We start from the raw sequence: 19,321 nt of genomic DNA, 5'->3' as shown, positions 1-19,321 counted from the left end.
CCGCGTCGATCTCGCCCCCACCGCTGTAAGGAGCGCACGCCAGATGGAGAACGAGGACAAGCTCCGCGACTACCTCAAGCGGGCCACCACCGACCTGCGCACCACACGCCGGCGTCTGCGCGAGGTCGAGGAGCGGGAGAACGAGCCCATCGCGATCATCGGGATGAGCTGCCGCTATCCCGGTGGTGTCGAGTCGCCGGAAGACCTGTGGCGGCTGCTGGCCGACGGCGGGGACGCCGTCGTGGAGTTCCCGGCCGACCGCGGCTGGGACACCGACGCGCTCCACAACCCCGACCCCGATCACGTCGGCACGTCGATCACCCGGCACGGCGGATTCCTCCAGGGCGCCACGGGCTTCGACCCGGCGTTCTTCGGGATCTCACCGCGCGAGGCGCTGGCGACCGACCCGCAGCAGCGACTGCTGCTGGAGACCTCCTGGGAGGCCTTCGAGCGCGCGGGCATCGACCCCGTACAGGCCAGGGACACCAGGACCGGTGTGTTCGCGGGCGTCATGTACAACGACTACGCGACGCGGATGTCGCAGGCGCCCGAGGGATTCGAGGGCTTCCTCGCCAACGGCAGCGCGGGCAGCATCGCCTCCGGCCGGATCGCCTACACGCTCGGCCTCGTCGGGCCCGCCGTGACGGTGGACACGGCATGCTCGTCGTCACTGGTCGCCCTGCACCTCGCGATGGTCGCGCTGCGCCGCGAGGAGTGCTCGCTCGCGCTCGCCGGCGGCGCCACGTTCATGTCCACACCGCGCACCTTCGTCGAGTACAGCAGGCAGCGCGCCCTGTCCGTGGACGGCCGCTGCAAGGCGTTCTCGGACAGTGCCGACGGCACCGGCTGGGGCGAGGGCGTCGGGATGCTGCTCGTGGAGCGGCTGTCCGACGCCCGCCGCAACGGCCACCGCGTGCTGGCCGTCGTGCGCGGTTCCGCGGTGAACCAGGACGGCGCGTCCAACGGCCTGACCGCGCCCAACGGACCCTCCCAGCAGGCGGTGATCCGTCAGGCGCTGGCGAGCGCACGGCTCACCCCCGAGCAGGTGGACGCGGTCGAGGCACACGGCACCGGCACCACGCTCGGCGACCCGATCGAGGCGCAGGCCCTCATCGCGACCTACGGCGCCGAGCGGGACGCCGAGCGGCCGCTGTGGCTGGGGTCGCTGAAGTCGAACATCGGCCACGCCCAGGCGGCGGCCGGGGTCGGCGGCATCATCAAGATGGTCATGGCGATGCGGCACGGGGTGCTGCCCAAGACCCTGCACGTCGACGAGCCGAGCAGCCACGTCGACTGGTCGGTGGGCACCGTGGCGCTGCTGACCGAGGGACAGCCGTGGCCGGAGACCGGCGAACCGCGCCGCGCCGGTGTGTCCTCGTTCGGCGTGAGTGGGACGAACGCCCACGTCATCCTGGAGGAGCCGCCCGCCGACGACGAGCCGTCCACCGCGGACGCCGACCCGCGGGTCACCCCTGTCGCGCCGTGGGTGCTGTCCGCCCGCACCCCCGACGCGCTGCGCGCGCAGGCGGACCGCCTCCTGTCCGCCGTGGAGGCTTCCGACGGCTTCGACCCGGTGGGGGTCGGCTTCTCGCTGGCCACGACACGGAGCGTGTTCGAGCACCGCGCCGTACTGCTGGCCGAGGACCGGGCCACCACCACCGACCGGCTCGCCGCTCTCGCCGAGGGGCGTGGTGGTCCAGGCGTCGCGGTGGGTGAGGCGACGCCGCATCGACTCGGTTTCCTGTTCTCGGGTCAGGGCTCGCAGCGGCTCGGTATGGGGCGTGAACTGTCCGCGCGTTTCCCGGTGTTCGCGGAAGCGCTGGACGCCGTACTGGCGGAGTTCGGCCCGGAGGTCCGCGAGGTCCTGGTGGGCGAGGACGCCGACGCGCTGAACGAGACGGGGGTGACGCAGCCGGCGCTGTTCGCGGTGGAAGTGGCGTTGTTCCGTCTGCTGGAGTCGTGGGGTGTGCGGCCGGATGTGCTGGCCGGTCATTCGATCGGTGAGCTGGCCGCGGCCCACGTGTCGGGTGTGTGGTCGCTGGCGGATGCCGCCAAGGTGGTGTCGGCGCGTGCCGGGTTGATGCAGGCGCTGCCGTCCGGTGGTGCGATGGTGGCCATCCAGGCGACCGAGGCCGAGGTCGCCGCGGATCTGCCGGAGACGGTGGGTATCGCCGCGGTCAACGGCCCGAACTCGGTGGTCGTCTCCGGTGACGCCGCCGACGCCGAGGCGGTCGCCGAGCGCTGGCGCGAGGCGGGGCGCAAGGTGACGCGCCTGCGGGTGAGCCACGCCTTCCACTCGCCGCTGATGGAGCCGATGCTCGACGCGTTCCGCCAGGTCCTGGAAGGCGTGTCGTACGGGACGCCCGCGATCCCGATCGTGTCGACGCTGACCGGCGCGCAGGCGAGCGCCGAGGAGCTCGCCTCGCCGGAGTACTGGGTGCGGCACGTACGCGGGTCCGTACGGTTCCACGACGCGGTCGTGGCGCTGCGCGAGCGGGGCGTCGATGTCTTCCTGGAGATCGGTCCCGGCGGGGTGCTGTCCGGTCTCGGGCAGTACACCGCCCCGGAGGCCGCCTTCGTACCCGCCCTGCGCGGCGACCGGCCCGAGCTGGTCGCACTGACCACCGCCGTCGGCCAACTGCACGTGCGCGGCGTCTCGGTGAACCTGGCCGCCTGTTTCGACGACAGCGGCGCGCGGCGGGTGGATCTGCCGACGTACGCGTTCCAGCGTGAGCGTTACTGGCTGGAGGCTCCGGCCGACGACGAGGCCGTCGAGCGCATGTCGCCGGTGGAGGCACGGTTCTGGGAGGCCGTGGAGGAGGGCGATCCCGCTGATCTCGCCCGCACGCTTGATGTGTCGCCCGACGATCCGCTGAGCGCCGTGCTGCCCCGGCTCTCCGCCTGGCGCAGGAAGCAGCGGGACCGGTCCGCCGCCGACGACTGGCGGTACCGGGTCGACTGGCTGCCGGTGACCGCCGGGAGCCGGCAGCTGGACGGTGCCTGGCTGGTGGTCGCGCCGACTGGTGAGGCGCGCGCCGAGTGGGTTCGCGACACTTTGGTCCGGAACGGTGCGGACGTGCGGGTCCTGCACGTGGATCCGGAAAGCGTGGACTGGGCCGGGCAGTTGGCGGAGTCACCCGCGCTCAGCGGTGTGGTGTCGCTGTTGGGGCTCGCGGGCGCGGGCGGTTCGGTTGTGCCCGTGGGTGTGGCGGCCACGATCGGTCTGCTGCGCGCGCTGGGCGACGCCGAAAAGCCGGCGCCGTTGTGGTGTGTGACGTCGGGCGCGGTCTCGGCGGGCGCGGATGACACGGTCGCCGGGTTCGAGCAGTCGATGCTGTGGGGCCTGGGCCGAGTGGCCGCGCTGGAGCACCCCGACCGCTGGGGCGGCCTGGTCGATCTGCCGGACGTGCGGGACGAGGCGACCGGGGACCTCCTTGCCTCCGTGCTCGCCGGAACGGCCGGCGAGGACCAGGTCGCCATACGCGGCGGCGCGATCCTCGGCCGCAGGCTGGTGCCCGCGCCGCTGGGCGAAGTTTCCGGGGAGGGCTGGTCGCCGCGTGGCACGGTCCTGGTCACCGGCGGTACGGGCGCCCTCGGCGGCCGGGTGGCACGCTGGCTGGCGGCGCACGGGGCCGAGCACATCGTGCTGGCGAGCCGGCGTGGCCGGGCCGCCGAGGGTACGGGAGAACTGGAGTCCGAGCTGACCGAGTTGGGCGCGGACGTCACCTTCGCCTCCTGTGACATGGCCGACCGGGAGTCCGTCGCGGCGCTGCTGGAGAGCATCCCGTCACTCACCGCCGTCTTCCACACGGCGGGCATCGAACGCTCGGCGACTCTCGCCGACCTCGACCCCGACGACCTCACCGACGTCGCCGATGTGCTGGCGGCCAAGGCCGACAGCGCCAGGAACCTGCACGAACTCCTGGCCGGCACGCCGTTGGACGCGTTCGTACTGTTCTCGTCCATCGCCGGTGTGTGGGGCAGTGGTGGCCAGGCCGCCTACGGCGCGGCCAACGCCTACCTGGACGCCCTCGCCGACCACCGCAGGGCGGCGGGTCTGCCCGCCACGGCGGTCGCGTGGGGCCCGTGGGGCGGCGGCGGCATGGTCGCGGACTCCGGGCAGGCCGCACACCTCCAGCGCAGGGGCCTGACCACGATGGCCCCTGAGGCGGCGCTCGCCGGACTCGGCACGGCCGTCGAACACGGTGACGCGAAGGTCACCATCGCCGATGTCGACTGGTCCCGGTTCGCGGGCACCTTCATGGCACGGCGGCCGAGCCGGCTGCTGCGTGAACTGCCGGAGGTCCGCGCCGCGTTCGACACCGCTCCGGCGGCGGACGGCGGTACGTCGGCCCTCGCCCAGCGGCTCGCGGGCCTGGACGAGGCCGAGCAGGAGCGGGAGCTCACCGAGCTGGTCCGGTACGAGGCTGCCGCTGTACTCGGCCATGTGTCCACCGCCGCGTTCTCCGCGACGCGCGCCTTCAGGGAGCTGGGCTTCGACTCGCTGACGGCGGTGGAGCTGCGCGCCCGGCTCAGCGAGGCCACCGGCGTCGCCCTGCCCGCGACCGTGGTGTTCGACTACCCGACGGCCGGGGCGCTCGCGGCCTATCTGCGGACCGAGCTGTCCGGTGTGGTCGGGGCCCCCACCGCCTCCGCTCCGGTCGCCGTCTCCGGTGTGACCGACGAGCCGATCGCGATCGTGGCGATGGCGTGCCGGTTCCCCGGCGGGGTCGAATCGCCGGAGGACCTGTGGGACGTACTCCTGTCGGGCGGCGACGCGGTGTCGGAGTTCCCGGCCGACCGAGGCTGGGACGTGGAGGCGCTGTACGACCCGGAGGCCGCCCGTGTCGGCACGTCGTACACCCGCATGGGCGCTTTCCTCGACCGGGTGGCGGACTTCGACCCGGCGTTCTTCGGGATCTCGCCGCGCGAGGCGCTGGCGATGGATCCGCAGCAGCGACTGCTGCTGGAGACGTCGTGGGAGGCGTTCGAGCGCGCGGGCATCGACCCGAACTCGTTGCGGGGCAGCCGCTCCGGTGTGTTCGTCGGCACCAACGGCCAGGACTACACGACGCTGATGATGGCCGCGCCGGAGAGCGTCGAGGGCTACTTCGGCACCGGCAGCGCGGCGAGTGTCATCTCCGGCCGGCTGTCCTACACATACGGCCTTGAGGGCCCGGCCGTGACGGTGGACACGGCGTGCTCGTCGTCGCTGGTGGCGCTGCATCTGGCGGTGCAGGCGCTGCACAAGGGCGAGTGCGAGCTGGCGCTGGCGGGTGGCGTGACCGTGATGTCGACGCCCGCCGCGTTCGTGGAGTTCAGCAAGCAGCGCGGACTGTCGGTGGACGGCCGGTGCAAGGCGTTCGGGGCGGACGCGGACGGTACGGGCTGGGGCGAGGGCATCGGGATGCTGCTCGTCGAGCGGCTGTCCGACGCCCAGCGCAACGGCCACCAGGTGCTCGCCGTCGTGCGCGGTTCCGCGGTGAACCAGGACGGCGCGTCCAACGGTCTGACCGCGCCGAACGGTCCGTCGCAGCAGCGGGTGATCCGGGCCGCGCAGGCGGCCGCGGGCCTCGCGCCGTCCGACGTCGACGCCGTCGAGGCGCACGGCACCGGCACGACGCTGGGTGACCCGATCGAGGCGCAGGCCCTGCTGGCCACGTACGGCCAGGACCGGCCCGCCGACCGGCCGTTGCTGCTGGGGTCGGTGAAGTCGAACATCGGCCACACGCAGGCCGCGGCCGGTGTGGCCGGTGTGATCAAGATGGTCATGGCGATGCGGCACGGTGTGCTGCCGCGCACCCTCCACGCGGACGAGCCGTCGCCGCACGTGGACTGGTCCGCGGGTGCGGTGGAGCTGCTGACGGAGGCGCGGCCGTGGCCGGAGACCGGTCAGCCGTGGCGGGCGGGTGTGTCGTCGTTCGGGTTCAGCGGGACGAACGCGCACACCATCATCGAGCAGGCCCCCGCGGTGGAGCGGGAGGAAGTCCCCGAGCCGTTGCCCGCCGGGACGATCGTCCCGTGGCTGGTGTCGGCGAAGAGCCCCCAGGCATTGCGGGAGCAGGCCGCGCGGCTCGCGGCGTTTGTTGATGCGTCCGTCGACGCGTCTGTGGAAGAAGCGTCGGATCTGTCCGTGGCCGACGTGGGCCGCACGCTGGCGTTCTCGCGCGCGGCGCTGGAGCACCGCGCGGTGATTGTCGCGGCGGAGCCCGCCGCGTTCCGGTCGGCTCTGGGCGCTGTCGCCGAAGGGCGCGGCGGTCCAGGCGTTGTGGTGGGCGAGGCGGCGCCGGACCGGCTGGGTTTCCTGTTCTCGGGTCAGGGCTCGCAGAAGCTGGGCATGGGCCGCGAGCTGGCCGCCCGTTTCCCGGTGTTCGCCGAGGCACTGGATGCCGTACTGGGTGCGTTCGACCCGAGGGTGCGCGAGGTGCTGTTCGGTGAGGACGCCGACGCGCTGAACGAGACGGGCGTGACGCAGCCGGCGCTGTTCGCCGTTGAGGTCGCCCTGTTCCGGCTGCTGGAGTCGTGGGGTGTGCGGCCCGACATGCTGGCGGGCCACTCGATCGGTGAGCTGGCCGCGGCTCATGTGTCCGGTCTGTGGTCGCTGGCGGACGCGGTGAAGGTGGTGTCGGCGCGTGGTGCGCTGATGCAGGCGCTGCCCGAGGGCGGTGCGATGGTGGCGGTCCAGTCCTCGGAGGCCGAGATCGCGCCGGACCTGCCGGAGACGGTGGGTATCGCCGCGGTCAACGGTCCGAACTCGGTGGTCGTCTCGGGTGTCGCCGCCGACGTGGACGTGCTGGCGGAGCTGTGGCGCGAGGCGGGCCGGAAGGTGACGCGGCTCCGGGTGAGCCATGCGTTCCACTCGCCGCTGATGGAGCCGATGCTCGACGCGTTCCGCGCGGTGGTCGGGGGCATCGAGTTCGGTGAACCCGAGATCCCGATCGTGTCGACGCTGACGGGCCGGCCGGCGAGCGCCGAGGAGTTGTCCTCGCCGGAGTACTGGGTGCGGCACGTACGGGAGTCGGTGCGGTTCGCCGATGCGGTGGGCACGCTCGTGAGCGAGGGTGTAGGCACGTTTGTCGAGGTCGGTCCTGGTGGGACGCTGTCGGCGCTGGGCCAGGAGTCCGCGCCCGACGCGGCCTTCGTACCCGTGCTGCGTGGTGACCGGCCGGAGGCGGTGGCCGCCACGACAGCCGCGGGACAGCTGCACGTACGCGGCGTCCGGGTGGACTGGGAGGTGTTCTTCGCCGGTCGTGGCACACGACGGGTGGTCCTGCCGACGTACGCGTTCCAGCGCGAGCGCTACTGGCTGGACGCTCTCGCCGTCGATGACGGCGCCCAGCGGATGTCGCCGGTGGAGGCGCGGTTCTGGGAGGTCGTCGAGGGAGGTGACCTCGATGATCTCGCCCGTACGCTGGACGTGTCGTCGGACGATCCGCTGAGCGAGGTGCTGCCCCGGCTGTCCGCGTGGCGCAGGGAGCAGAGGGACCGTTCCATCGCTGATGGCTGGCGCTACCGCGTCGACTGGCGGCGGATAACCGCTGGAAGCCGGCGGCTGGACGGTGCCTGGCTGGTCGTCGCGCCGTCCGGTGAGGACCGCGCGGAGTGGGTCCGTGACGCGCTGGCCCGGAACGGTGCGGACGTGCGCGTCCTGGACGTGGATCCGGAAACCGACGACTGGGCGGGGCCGCTGACCGACCTGCCCGCTCCCAGTGGTGTGGTCTCGCTGCTGGGATTCGCGGACGTGGGTGTGGCGGCCACGATCGGTCTGCTGCGCGCGTTGGGTGACGCGGATGTGCCGGCGCCGTTGTGGTGTGTGACGTCGGGTGCGGTGTCGGTGGGCGCGGATGACGTGGTTGCCGGGTTCGAGCAGTCGATGCTGTGGGGTCTGGGCCGGGTGGCGGCGCTGGAGCACCCGGGTCGTTGGGGTGGTCTGGTGGACCTGCCGGATGTGCGGGACGAGGCGACCGGTGATCTGCTGGCCTCGGTGCTCGCCGGAACGGCCGGGGAGGACCAGGTCGCCGTACGCGGCGGCGGGATCCTCGGCCGCAGGCTGGTGCCCGCGCCGCTGAGTGCGGCCCTCTCCGGCGCCGGCTGGACGCCGCGCGGGACGGTCCTGGTCACCGGTGGTCTCGGTGCCCTGGGTGGTCACGTGGCGCGCTGGCTGGCGGCGCACGGGGCCGAGCACATCGTGCTGGCGGGCCGGCGTGGCCGGGCCGCCGAGGGCGCGGGGGAACTGGAGTCCGAGCTGACCGAGTTGGGCGCGGACGTCACCTTCGCCTCCTGTGACATGGCCGACCGGGAGTCCGTCGCGGCGCTGCTGGAGAGCATCCCGTCGCTCACCGCGGTCGTGCACGCGGCGGGCATCGAGCGCTCGGCCGCCCTCGCCGACCTCGACCGGGACGACCTCGCCGATGTGCTGGCGGCCAAGGCCGACGGCGCGAGGAATCTCCATGACCTGCTGGGCGACACGCCGTTGGACGCGTTCGTACTGTTCTCGTCCATCGCCGGTGTGTGGGGCAGCAGCGGGCAGGGCGCGTACGCGGCCGCCAACGCCTACCTGGACGCCCTCGCCGACCACCGCAGGGCTGCCGGTCTGCCCGCCACGGCGGTCGCCTGGGGCCCCTGGGGCGGCGGCGGCATGGTGGCGACCGCCGAGCAGGCCACGCTGCTGCACCGCTGGGGCCTGTCGACGATGGCTCCGGCCGGGGCCATCGCGGGTCTGGCCACGGCGCTGGAACGCGGTGACGGGAACGTCGTCGTCGCCGATGTCGACTGGGAGCGGTTCGCGGGCACCTTCATGTCGCAGCGGCCCAGCTCGCTGCTGGGTGAACTGCCCGAGGTGCGCGCTGCGTTCGAGGCCGCTCCGGCGGAGCAGGGCATGTCGGCGCTCGCTCAGCAACTCGCCGGCCTGGACGAGGCCGAGCAGGAGCGGCAGCTCACCGAACTGGTCCGGTACGAGGCTGCCGCCGTGCTCGGTCACGTGTCCGCCGACGCGTTCTCCGCGACCCGTGCCTTCAAGGAGCTGGGATTCGACTCGCTGACGGCGGTGGAACTGCGTACGCGGCTCAGCGAGGCCACCGGCGTCGCGCTCCCCGCGACGCTCGTCTTCGACTACCCGACGGCCGCCGTACTCGCCGCCTATCTGCGGACCGAGCTGTCCGGTGTGGGCGTTGTCACCCCTTCCGCTCCGGTCGCCGTCTCCGGTGTGACCGACGAGCCGATCGCGATCGTGTCGATGGCGTGCCGCTTCCCCGGCGGTGTGTCGAGCCCGGAGGACCTGTGGGACGTACTGCTGGCGGGCGGGGACGCCGTGTCGGAGTTCCCGGCGGACCGCGGCTGGGACGTGGAGGCGCTGTACGACCCGGACCCGGACGCGGTGGGGACCACGTACCTTCGTTCGGGCGCGTTCTTGTCGGATGTCAGCGGGTTCGACGCACGTTTCTTCGGGATCTCGCCGCGTGAGGCGCTGGCGATGGACCCGCAGCAGCGGCTGCTGCTGGAGACCTCCTGGGAACTGCTGGAACGGGCGGGAGTCGACCCGGAGTCGCTGCGCGGTGAGCGCGTCGGTGTGTTCGTCGGCTCGAACGCGCAGGACTACGGGCTGGTGCTGGGCAAGGCCACCGAGGACGTCGGCGGTCACATGGCGACCGGCAACGCGGCCAGCGTGGCCTCCGGCCGGCTGTCCTACACGTTCGGCTTCGAAGGTCCCGCGGTGACGGTGGACACGGCGTGCTCGTCGTCGCTGGTCGCCCTGCACCTGGCGGTGCAGGCGCTGCGGTCCGGCGAGTGCTCGTCGGCACTGGCGGGCGGTGTCACCGTGATGTCCACGCCGGGCGCGTTCATCGAGTTCAGCCGCCAGCGCGGGCTGTCGATGGACGGCCGGTGCAAGGCGTTCTCCGCCGACGCCGACGGCACGAGCTGGGGTGAGGGCGTCGGCATGCTGCTCGTGGAGCGGCTGTCGGACGCCCAGCGCAACGGGCATCCGGTGCTCGCCGTCGTGCGTGGTTCCGCGGTGAACCAGGACGGCGCGTCCAACGGCCTGACCGCGCCGAACGGCCCCTCGCAGCAGCGGGTCATCCGGCAGGCGCTCGCGAGTGCCGGTCTGGCGCCGTCCGACGTGGACGCGGTCGAGGCGCACGGCACCGGTACGAGGCTCGGCGACCCGATCGAGGCGCAGGCCCTGCTGGCCACGTACGGCCAGGACCGGCCCGCCGACCGGCCGTTGTGGCTGGGGTCGGTGAAGTCGAACATCGGTCACACGCAGGCGGCCGCGGGTGTGGCCGGTGTGATCAAGATGGTGATGGCGATGCGCCACGGTGTGCTGTCGAAGACACTGCACGTGGACGAGCCGTCGCCGCACGTCGACTGGACGGCCGGGGCGGTGGAACTGCTCACCGACCAGCGCGCGTGGCCCGCCGTGGACCGGCCGTGGCGGGCCGGTGTGTCGTCGTTCGGGTTCAGCGGGACGAACGCGCACGCCATCATCGAGCAGGCCCCCGAGGTGACACCGGCCGAGACCGAGCCGGGCGAGCAGGGTGTCGTGCCCTGGGTGTTGTCGGCGCGGTCCGGCGAGGCACTGCGCGAACAGGCGTCCCGGCTCCGGGAGGAGTGCGAGCACGAGACGGCCGCGTCGGTCGCCGACGTCGCCCACTCCCTGCGGTCCCGGACGGTGTTCGAACACCGGGCCGTGGTGGTGGGGCTGGACCGGGAGGAGTTCCTCTCCGGGCTCACCGCGCTCGCCGACGGCCGTGAGGCGCCGAACGTCGTGACCGGTGTGGCGGAGAACCCCGGCGCCGGCGTGGTGTTCGTGTTCCCCGGCCACGGTTCCCAGTGGGTCGGCATGGCGCAGGAGCTGCTGGAGTCCTCCCCGGTGTTCCGCACGCGGATGGAGGAGTGCGCGAAGGCACTGGACGAGTTCGTCGACTGGTCGCTGCTGGACGCGATCGGCGATGCCGGCCTGATGGAGCGGCTGGACGTCGTCCAGCCCGCCCTGTTCGCGGTGATGGTGTCGCTGGCCGCCACCTGGCGGTCATGGGGCGTCGAGCCGAGCGGCGTACTGGGGCACTCGCAGGGCGAGATCGCGGCCGCGTGCGTCGCGGGCGCCCTGTCCCTGGAGGACGCGACGCGGCTCGTCGTCGTACGGAGCAAGGCCCTGGCCTCGCTGTCCGGCCAGGGCGGCATGGTGTCGGTCGCGCTCGGCGTGGACGCCGTACGGGAACTGCTGACGCGATGGGACGGCCAACTCGCGGTCGGCGTCGTGAACGGCCCCGCCTCGGTCGTCGTCTCCGGCGACATCGCCGCGCTCGACGAACTGGTGGAGGTCTGCGCCGAGGAAGGGGTGTGGGCACGGCGGGTCCTGGCGGACTACGCCCCGCACTCCCACCACATCGAGCGGATCGAGACGCGGCTCATGGAGGCGCTGGCGGACGTGTCGCCGCGCTCCGGCGACGTGCCGTACTACTCCCCGCTGACCGGCGGATGGCTGGACACGCGTGAGATGGACGCCGCCTACTGGTACCGGAGCCTGCGGCAGACGGTGGAGTTCGCCGACTCCGTATCCGCCCTGGTGGCGGAGGGCTTCAAGACCTTCGTCGAGGTGAGCCCGCACCCGGTACTGGTCGCCGGCCTGGGCGAACTGGTCGGCGCCGACGGTGTGGTGGTCGGCTCGTCCCGGCGCGGGGACGGGAGCCTGGCCCGGCTGATGACCTCGGCGAGCACACTGTTCGTACGCGGCGGCCGGGTGGAGTGGGAGCTGTCCGGGGCACGGCGGGTGGACCTGCCGACGTACCCGTTCCAGCACGAGCGCTTCTGGCCCACGACGACACACACCGCGCCCGGCGACGTGACCTCGGCCGGGCTGGGGCGGGTGGACCACCCCCTGCTCGCCGCCGTCACCGAACTCGCCGACTCCGAGGGCCTGGTGTTCAGCGGCAGGCTGTCCCCGCGGACCCACCCGTGGCTCGCCGACTACCGCGTCCTGGGCGCCGCGGTGCTCCCCGGCGCGGCCTACACGGACCTCGCACTGCGCGCCGGCGACCACGTCGGCTGCGCGTCGCTGGACGACCTGGTGCTCGGAGTGCCCCTGGTGCTGCCCGAGCGGGACGGCGTCCAGGTGCGGCTCAGCCTCGACGGGCCGGACGCGTCGGGCAAGCGGGCCTTCACCGTGGATTCCCGGGGGGACGAAGGCGGAGACTGGACCCGCCACGCCACCGGCACCCTGGCGGCCGAGGCGGAACCCGTCACCGACGACCTCATCGCCTGGCCGCCGAGCGAGGCCGAACCGGTCGAACTGGACGGCCACTACGCCACCCTCGCCGCCTCCGGCCTCGACCACGGCCCCGCCTTCCAGGGCCTGCGCGCGGCCTGGCGCAAGGGCGACGAGGTGTTCGCCGAAGTGGTCCTGCCGGACGGCCTCGCGGACGAGGGCTTTGGCCTGCACCCGGCTCTCCTGGACGCCGCACTGCACGTCATCGGGCTCGGGGTGAGTTCGGAAGGGCTCCCGTTCTCGTGGGCCGGAGTGCGGCTGCTGGCGACCGGCGCGACCGAGCTGCGGGTCCGGCTGACACCGGTCGGCGTGGACGCCGTCGCGGTGCTGGTCGCCGACGGCCACGGCGAGCCGGTCGCCGCTGTCGACGAACTGACCCTGCGGCCCATCTCCGCCGACCAGCTCACCCTCGCGCGGTCCGCCCACCGCGACTCGCTGTTCGAGGTGAAGTGGGTGCCGATGCCGGACGCCGCTCCCGACAGCGGCACATGGGCGGTGCTCGGCGGCGACACCGCCCGGCCGGCCCACGCGCTCACCGCGGCCGGTGGACCGGTCGACGAACACGACGACCTGGCCGCGCTGCTGGCAGCCGTCGATGCCGGCGCGCCGGTGCCCCGGTTCGTGGCCGTGACACCGGGCGAGGGCGCGACGACCCCCCGCGAGGCGACGCGCCTCACCCTCGAACTGCTCCAGAAGTGGCTCGCGGACGACCGGTTCGCCGCGTCGCGGCTCGTACTGCTGACCAGCGGCGCGGTGGCGGCCGGGCCGGACGAGGACGTGCCCGACCTGGTGCGCGCTCCCGCGTGGGGCCTGGTGCGGTCGGCGCAGTCGGAGCACCCGGCGCGGTTCGTACTGGTCGACGTGGACGGGCAGGAGAAGTCGCTGCGCAGGCTGCCCGCCGCGGTGGCGACCGGGGAGCCGCAGGTCGCGGTCAGGAACGGCGCCGCCTCGATGGCCAGGCTGGCACCGCTCGCCATCGCGGCCGACGCGCCCGAGCCGCCGGCCTTCGCCCCCGACGGCACGGTGCTGATCACCGGGGGTTTCGGCATGCTCGGCGGCTTGACCGCCCGGCACCTCGTCACCCACCACGGAGTCCGGGACCTGGTACTGACCGGCAGGCGCGGCGCGGCCACACCGGGTGCCGAAGGACTGTGCCGGGAGCTGACGGAACTGGGCGCGCGGGTCACCGCCGTGGCCTGCGACGTGAGCGACCGCGCAGCGGTCGCCGCGCTGCTGGCCGAGCACCCCGTGACCGCCGTCGTCCACACGGCGGGCGTGCTGGACGACGGTACGGTCGAATCCCTGACCCCGGAGCACGTCGACGCGGTGTTCCGCCCCAAGGCCGACGCCGCGCTGCACCTGCACGAGCTGACCCGGGGGACGGACCTCACGGCGTTCGTGCTGTTCTCCGCCGTCGCCGGTGTGTTCGGCAGCCCCGGCCAGGGCAACTACGCGGCCGCCAACACATTCCTCGACGCGCTCGCGCAACACCGCCGGGCCACCGGTCTGGCGGCGACGTCGCTGGCCTGGGGCCTGTGGGCCGAGGCCAGTGGTATCACCGGCCACCTCGACGACGCCGACGTACGGCGGATGGCGCGGGGCGGCATGGCCCCGCTGTCCTCCGAGGACGGCATGGCGCTGTTCGACGCGGCGCGCGCGACCGGCGCCGCGACCGCGGTACCCGCCGCGATCGACCTGGCGGCGCTGCGGGCCCACCCGGACCAGGTGCGGCCGCTGCTGCGCGGTCTGGTACCCACGCCCGCCCGCCGGTCCGCACGGTCCGGCAACGGCTCAGGGCCGGTACCGCTCACCCAGCGGCTCGCGGGCCTCACCGAGGCGGAGCAGGACCGGGCGCTCGTGCACCTCGTACGTACCCACACCGCGGCCGTGCTCGGCTTCGCGGGGCCGGAGACCGTCGAGGCGGACCGGGCGTTCAAGGAACTCGGGTTCGACTCGCTCACGGCCGTGGAGCTGCGCAACAGGCTCGACGCCGAGGTCGACTCGCGACTGCCCGCCACCCTGGTCTTCGACCATCCGAACCCGGCGGCGCTCGCGGCCCACCTGCGGACCACGGTGCTCGCCGGCCACGGCACACCCGCCGCCGCGGTGCTCAGCGAGCTGAACAAGCTGACGATCGACATCTCCAAGCTCGACCCGGACGACGCACTGGTCGGGGACATCCGGCTGAGGCTTCGGTCGCTCCTGTCCACATGGGACGACAAGGAGGCCGAGGTCGCGGTGGACGACCTGAACTCGGCAACGCTGGACGACGTGTTCGACATCATCGACGAGGAACTCGGCAACTCCTGATCCACGGGTCCCGAGTCTCACCAAGAGGGGTTAGCAAGAATATGTCGAATGACGACAAGGTCCTCGACTACCTGAAGCGCCTGACCGCGGATCTGCGGCAGACCAAGCAACGGCTTCGCGAGGTCGAGGAGAAGGCCAGCGAGCCGATCGCGATCGTCGGTATGAGCTGCCGTTTCCCCGGTGGTGTGGGGTCGCCGGAGGACCTGTGGCGTCTGGTGGCCGAGGGCGGGGACGCGGTGTCGGGGTTCCCGGCCGACCGTGGCTGGGACGTGGAGTCGCTGTACGACCCGGACCCCGACCGCTCGGGCACCACCTACAGCCGTAGGGGTGCTTTCCTCGACCGGGTGGCGGACTTCGACTCGGAGTTCTTCGGGATCTCGCCGCGCGAGGCGCTGGCGATGGACCCCCAGCAGCGGTTGTTGCTGGAGACGTCGTGGGAGGCGTTCGAGCGGGCGGGTATCGACCCGAACTCGTTGCGGGGCAGCCGGTCCGGTGTGTTCGTCGGCACCAACGGCCAGGACTACGCGTCGCTGTTGCTGGCCGCGCAGGAGACCGTCGAGGGATACATAGGCACCGGTATCTCGGCGAGTGTCATCTCCGGCCGGCTGTCGTACACGTTCGGCCTTGAGGGGCCCGCCGTCACGGTGGACACGGCGTGCTCGTCGTCGCTGGTGGCGCTGCATCTGGCGGCTCAGGCGCTGCACAAGGGTGAGTGTGAGCTCGCGCTGGTCGGCGGTGTGACGGTGATGACCACGCCGGGCTCCTTCGTGGAGTTCAGCCGCCAGCGCGGGCTGTCGGTGGACGGCCGGTGCAAGGCGTTCTCCGACAGTGCCGACGGCACCGGCTGGGGTGAGGGTGTCGGCATGCTGCTCGTGGAGCGGCTGTCGGACGCCCAGCGCAATGGGCATCAGGTGCTGGCGGTCGTGCGTGGTTCCGCGGTGAACCAGGACGGCGCGTCCAACGGTCTGACGGCGCCGAACGGTCCGTCGCAGCAGCGGGTGATCCGCCAGGCGCTGGCGAGTGCGGGTCTGGCGCCGTCCGATGTGGACGCTCTGGAGGCGCACGGTACGGGTACGACGCTGGGTGACCCGATCGAGGCGCAGGCGCTGCTGGCGACGTACGGGCAGGACCGCGGTGGTGAGCCGTTGTGGCTCGGTTCGGTGAAGTCGAACATCGGGCACACGCAGGCCGCGGCCGGTGTGGCCGGTGTGATCAAGATGGTCATGGCGATGCGGAATGGCGTGCTGCCGCGGACGCTGCACGTCACCGAACCGTCGTCACACGTGGACTGGTCCGCCGGCGCCGTGGAGCTGCTGACGGAGGCGCGGCCGTGGCCGGAGACCGACCGGCCGCGCCGGTTCGGTGTGTCGTCGTTCGGCGTGAGTGGTACGAACGCGCACACCATCATCGAGCAGGCTCCGGAGGCCGAGGAGCCGGCTCCTGTGGTGGCGTCGGTGCCGGTGGGTCTGGTGCCGTGGGTGTTGTCGGCGCGGAGTGCGGAGGCGTTGCGGGTCCAGGCTGAGCGGCTGCGTTCGGGTGTGGTCGGTCTGGACCGTGTGGATGTCGGTTTCTCTCTTGCGACGTCGCGTGCGTCGTTCGAGCAGCGTGCGGTGGTTGTCGCGGAGGATGCGGAGTCCGGGCTGAGCGCTCTGGCCGCGCTGGCCGAGGGCCGGCAGGCGGCGGGTGTGGTGACGGGCTCTGTTGTCAGCGGGATGCTGGGCTTCCTGTTCTCGGGTCAGGGCTCGCAGCGGCTGGGTATGGGGCGTGAACTGTCCGCGCGTTTCCCGGTGTTCGCGGAAGCGTTGGACGCGGTGCTGGGTGAGTTCGATCCGCGGGTGCGTGAGGTGCTGTTCGGTGAGGACGCGGACGCGCTGAACGAGACGGGTGTGACGCAGCCGGCGTTGTTCGCCGTTGAGGTGGCGTTGTTCCGTCTGCTGGAGTCGTGGGGTGTGCGGCCCGGCATGGTGGCGGGTCATTCGATCGGTGAGCTGGCCGCGGCTCATGTGGCGGGTGTGTGGTCGCTGGCGGATGCGGTGAAGGTGGTGTCGGCGCGTGCCGGGTTGATGCAGGCGCTGCCGTCCGGCGGTGCGATGGTGGCGGTCCAGGCATCAGAGGCGGAGGTCGCCGCGGACCTGCCGGAGACGGTGGGCATCGCGGCGGTGAACGGTTTGTCGTCGGTGGTCGTCTCGGGTGTTACCGCCGATGTGGAGGCGGTCGCGGAGCGGTGGCGTGAGGCGGGGCGGAAGGTGACGCGGCTGCGGGTGAGTCACGCCTTCCACTCGCCGCTGATGGAGCCGATGCTCGACGCGTTCCGCCAGGTCCTGGAAGGCGTGTCGTACGAGGCACCCGCGATTCCGATCGTGTCGACACTGACGGGCGCGCACGCGACGGCCGAGGAGCTGTCCTCGCCGGAGTACTGGGTGCGGCACGTACGGGAATCCGTACGGTTCGCCGACGCCGTGAGCACGCTGCGGGACGAGGGCGTGACCACGTTTGTCGAGGTCGGTCCCGGTGGGACGCTGTCGGCGCTGGGCCAGGAGACCGCACCCGACGCCGGGTTCGTGCCGGTGCTGCGTACCGACCGCCCGGAGGAGTCGGCGCTCACCGCCGCGATCGCGGACGCACACGTACGAGGCGTCCACGTGGACTGGGCCGCCTACTTCACGGGCAGCGGGGCTCAGCGGATCGATCTGCCGACGTACGCGTTCCAGCGCGAGCGCTACTGGCTGGACGCGCTGCCGCTGATCGGTGATGTCTCGGCGGCCGGGCTCGGTTCGGCGGAGCACCCGTTGCTGGGTGCGACGGTTGCCTTGGGTGACACGGACGGTGTACTGCTGACCGGCCGGCTGTCGGTCCAGACCCATCCGTGGCTGGCCGACTACCTGGTCCAGGGCTCGATCCTGCTGCCCGGTACGGCGTTCCTTGAGCTGGCGATCAGGGCCGGCGACCAGGTCGGCTGCGACCTGGTCGAGGAGCTGACGCTGGAGACGCCGCTCGTCCTGCCCGAGAACGGCTCGGTGCGGGTGCAGGTGTGGGTCGGTGCCGAGGACGAGTCGGGCCGGCGCGAGCTGACCCTCTACTCCAGCACGGGCGACGACGACCGCTCATGGACCCGGCACGCCACCGGCGTGCTGCGCGAGGGCGGCCACTCCGGTGGGACGTCCCTGGCCGAGTGGCCCCCGGCCGGGGCCCAGCCCGTGGACCCGGACGGAGCCTACGACCGGCTGGCGGAGCTGGGCTTCGGCTACGGACCGGTGTTCCAGGGCCTGCGGTCGGCGTGGCGCAAGGGTGACGAGGTGTTTGCCGAGGTGGCCCTGCCGGACGGTGTGGGTGCGGACGGGTTCGGTCTGCATCCGGCGCTGCTGGACGCGGCGCTGCATGGCGTCGCGCTGATGGATGACGCCGACGCTCTCGGCGGGTTGCCGTTCGCGTGGTCGGGTGTGCGGCTGCACGCCTCGGGTGCGACTGTCCTGCGGGTGCGGTTGTCGCCCGCCGGGGCGGACGGGGTGGCGTTGGCGGTCGCTGACGGGGCGGGAGCTCCGGTGGCCACGATCGACTCGCTGGTGCTGCGCCCGGTCTCGCCGGAACAGTTCACCGGTGACGACCGCGGTGACGCGCTGTTCGGCATCGACTGGGTGCCGGTGCCCTTAACTGACGGCGCCGCTCCGACGACCGAGTGGAGCGATCTGGAGGCGCTGGCGGCGCGGTCGGTGGAACTGCCCGACTTCGTCGTTCTGCGGTGCCCGGTCACCTCGGTGTCCGACCCGGTGGCCGGCGCGCACGAGGCGGCGCACTGGGCGCTGAACGCGGTGCAGAGCTGGCTCGCCGACGAGCGGTTCGACGCGGCGCGTCTGGCCATCGTGACCAGTGGTGCGATTGCCACGTTGCCCGACGAGGATGTACGGGACGTCGCCCAGGCAGCGGTGTGGGGCCTGGTGCGCTCCGCGCAGTCGGAGAACCCGGACAGGATCGTCCTGGTCGATACCGACGACGAGGGCGCCTCGCTCGACGCGCTGCCTTCGGTGCTGGCCACGGGAGAGCCGCAGTTGGCGGTGCGTTCGGGTGCTGCCCGTGCGCCGCGCATGGCGCGGGTTCGGCAGTCCGTGGTGGATGACACCGGGTTCGGTTCGGGTGCGGTGCTGGTGACGGGTGCGACGGGCACATTGGGCGGCCTTCTCGCCCGGCACCTCGTCGCGGAGCGGGGCGTACGGGACCTGCTGCTGGTCAGCAGGCGCGGCGCCGCGGCCGAGGGCGCCGAGGAACTGCGCGCCGAACTCGTCGCGCAGGGCGCTGAAGTGGTACTCGCGGCGTGTGACGTGGCGGATCGCGACGCGGTGGCGGCGCTGCTGGCCGAGCACACTGTGACCGCTGTCGTACATACGGCGGGTGTCCTGGACGACGGCACGATCGGCTCGCTGACGCCTGAGCGGATCGATGGTGTGTTCCGGCCGAAGGTCGACGCGGCCTGGCACCTGCACGAACTCACCCGCGACCTGGACCTCACGGCGTTCGTGCTGTTCTCCTCCGCCGCCGGTGTGTTCGGCGGGGCCGGCCAGGGCAACTACGCCTCGGCGAACGCCTTCCTGGACGCTCTCGCGCAGCACCGCCGGGCGGCCGGTCTGGCGGCGACGTCGCTGGCCTGGGGTCTGTGGGCCGAGGCCAGTGGTATCACCGGCGAGCTCGACGAGGCCGACATACGGCGGATGACCAGCGGAGGCATGATCCCGCTCGGTTCGGCCGAGGGTC

At 72.6% G+C, this 19,321-nt stretch carries 2 protein-coding genes (1 of these 2 only partly in view); both read left to right on the top strand.

Going from position 1 to position 19,321, the window contains the following annotated elements; genetic code table 11:
• The first annotated feature begins 43 nt into the window (after window positions 1-43).
• Window positions 44-14,575 (top strand): type I polyketide synthase, encoded by a 14,532-nt coding sequence (locus ACZ7LS_RS21220; protein ID WP_385130268.1) that lies wholly within the window; start codon window positions 44-46, stop codon window positions 14,573-14,575.
• A protein-coding gene (locus ACZ7LS_RS21215) for a type I polyketide synthase (RefSeq protein WP_469448324.1) crosses the window boundary here: on the top strand, window positions 14,572-19,321 show its 5' end (the start). The gene runs 19,949 nt beyond the window's last position; only the first 4,750 of its 24,699 coding nucleotides appear in the window; it begins with the start codon at window positions 14,572-14,574; its stop codon lies beyond the right edge, outside the window. The genes ACZ7LS_RS21220 and ACZ7LS_RS21215 overlap by 4 nt, the downstream gene beginning before the upstream one ends.

The organism is Streptomyces sp. NPDC039430 (assembly GCF_055639435.1).
Note: the sequence above shows the minus strand (reverse complement) of the source record. Positions and strands in the feature narration are given on the sequence as shown.

Bases quoted from the DNA above. Each gene is read 5' to 3' on its own strand.
- ACZ7LS_RS21220 (WP_385130268.1), top strand. From the start codon at position 44: ATGGAGAACGAGGACAAGCTCCGCGACTACCTCAAGCGGGCCACCACC.